At 33.1% G+C, this 2,276-nt stretch carries 3 protein-coding genes; 1 reads left to right on the top strand and 2 read right to left on the bottom strand.

Translation table 11 applies throughout. The features are described from left to right. Positions 1 to 307 (bottom strand): SDR family NAD(P)-dependent oxidoreductase (locus F6K22_RS24910; protein WP_293104136.1); only part of this gene is annotated, 307 nt, incomplete at its 3' end. Between the two features lie 96 nt (positions 308 to 403). Beyond that, on the bottom strand, positions 404 to 802 hold the full coding sequence (locus tag F6K22_RS24905) for an RpiB/LacA/LacB family sugar-phosphate isomerase (protein ID WP_293104134.1): 399 nt from the start codon (positions 800 to 802) through the stop codon (positions 404 to 406). Between the two features lie 333 nt (positions 803 to 1,135). On the opposite strand from F6K22_RS24905, the gene F6K22_RS24900 reads away from it, so the two are divergent. Further along, positions 1,136 to 2,137, top strand: a complete 1,002-nt coding sequence (locus tag F6K22_RS24900) for a hypothetical protein (protein ID WP_293104131.1) — start codon at positions 1,136 to 1,138, stop codon at positions 2,135 to 2,137. Positions 2,138 to 2,276: the final 139 nt, after the last annotated feature.

Here is a 2,276-nt window from a genome sequence, read left to right as displayed (position 1 = left end):
GTTCAATACTAGGTCCTAATATCCCTTCTGTACCTGCATTATTGAAGGCGTAATCTAAACGATTATAAGTATTAATTGTTTGATTAACTAAGTTTTCAACTTCAGTGGCTTGAGTAATATCTGTTTTGACAAATATAGCTTCACTACCCACTTCTTGAATCATTGCCACTGTTTCTTCACTTTCTTTTTCCCTACGACTAGCAATAACTATTTTGGCTCCTTTCTGAGCAAATGTTATAGCAGTAGCTCTGCCAATACCAGAACTTCCTCCAGTGATTAGGGCAACTTTTCCTTCAAATTCTTTCATTTTCTGATTAATTTCCAATTAATTTCCAAACTGTTGTTTTTCTATTTGAGCAATATCTTTCATAGAATTTTGTAACCAATCTTGAATATCAGGTTCTCATCCCTGTTTAAATTCAGTAGTTAACCAAATATCTACAATTTCTTGAGCAACTAGGGGAGTAGTCACAAACCCACCTAGAGTTAGGACATTATAATTATTAATTGATCGTGATTTTTCGGCAGCAAAGCTATTCTCACAGACTGCTGCATAGACATGAGGATACTTGTTAGCAATAATAGCCATTCCCATACCCGTTCCACATACAAGTATTCCACGCTCTACTTGTTGAGTTCCTACCATTTGTGAGACTTGAGCAGCTACCTGATAATAAGGTGTTTCTTGGGTGGAATTATTAACACCAATATCTTCTACTTCTATACCTTTGTTTTGTAGGTGTTGCTTGACTGCTTCCTTAATATCGAATCCATAAGGGTCTGCTCCAATTGCTATTTTCATACTGGGTTTTTCTCCTGTTTAAGCTGTAATAAACATCTCGGAAAATTAATCTCAAAGCTTTAGTAATTCCTAGTAAAACTTAGTTATTGGAAATGTTTAATACTAATGTCTACACACATAAATTTTTTTATGATCATATACTAGCTTACTTAATAAATTTAGTCACAACAAGAATTTCACTTCTTTACCTCGCCAATCCGACGGCTCCCCTACCTGACTCCTGTACGGGCGATTCGCGAATCGCTCCTACGACCAAAATATTACAACTTAAATAGGATTGCTATATATGATAATATCCCAAATTAATATTACCATTTATCTAGTATTTTAATTATGACACAAAAAATTATCCTCAAATATATTGATAGCTCAATCAAAGCAGTTAATTGGTTGGAATCTCAAATCAATGATGATGGTAGTTATTCTCTAGAAACCCAGGATTTAGCTTGTTATTATAAGTCTCCTTATCTGTTTTATATATCTGGAAAAATAGAACTAGCAAACAGAATATTGAATTATATAAAGAATCAGTTTTTAAGAGCAAATGGTGATTTAACAACTCAGGAAAATTATAAAAGTGAAAATGCTGCTTTTGCTGAATATTGGGCTTATATTAATGGTTGGATTGCTATAGCTGCTCAGAAAATGGGAAGGTTTGATATTGCTTATCCTGTTTATCAATATCTAACGTCATTTTATCATCCAGAACTGGGTGGTTTTACAACTAATAAACCTTTGGAAAAAGGTGAAAATGTTGTGGATGTTTTGACTACTGCTCATTTAGGATTAACTTGTTTATATTTTGGCGATTTGGAAACAGCAAAAAAGGCTGGAAAATTGTTAGATAAGTTTATGAATATACAGCCAGATATTAACTCTGGATTTTATCTACGGATGAATGATGATGAAAAATTAATACTTGATTTTTCCGAGGATGTATCTTTATTTTTTCAGGTCAGTGCAACTCAACAAAATCAAGCTTATTTTATGATTGGATATCCTTTAGCTTTTTTGGCTAATCTCTACAGAAGCACTGGGGATAATTTTTACCTAAATACTGCTAATAAATATTTGGATTTTGCTTTTAGTTGCCATGAAAATATACGGTCATTTTATTTTAGTCATAAGGTGGCGTGGGGTGCTGCTATAATTGCCAATCTAACTGGGGAAATAAAAGCAACTGAATTATCAAAAAGTATCGCCGAGCATTTGTTAAGTATTCAGACTGAAACAGGAGCTTGGTTAACCGAACAACCAACTTATTCATATTTTGACCAAACCGCAGAAATTGCTATTTGGTTGAGAGAAATAGCTACAGAAATAATTAATAATTAACAATTAATAATTAATAGAGTTGTTGGGAAATAAGGTAAAATGATTCAAGAAGAAATTGGCCATAAAAATGCTAAATATTGAACGAGCCTTAAAACAAGACAGGTTACTCAGAGCATTAACGGGATTAAACCGTAAAGCA

The sequence above is a fragment of the Okeania sp. SIO2F4 genome (assembly GCF_010672385.1).
Taxonomy (GTDB): Bacteria; Cyanobacteriota; Cyanobacteriia; order Cyanobacteriales; family Microcoleaceae; genus Trichodesmium.
The sequence above is the reverse complement of the archived record's forward strand: the minus strand, read 5'-3'. Positions and strand labels throughout refer to the sequence as shown.

Bases quoted from the DNA above. Each gene is read 5' to 3' on its own strand.
- F6K22_RS24905 (WP_293104134.1), bottom strand. From the start codon at position 802: ATGAAAATAGCAATTGGAGCAGACCCTTATGGATTCGATATTAAGGAA.
- F6K22_RS24900 (WP_293104131.1), top strand. From the start codon at position 1,136: ATGACACAAAAAATTATCCTCAAATATATTGATAGCTCAATCAAAGCA.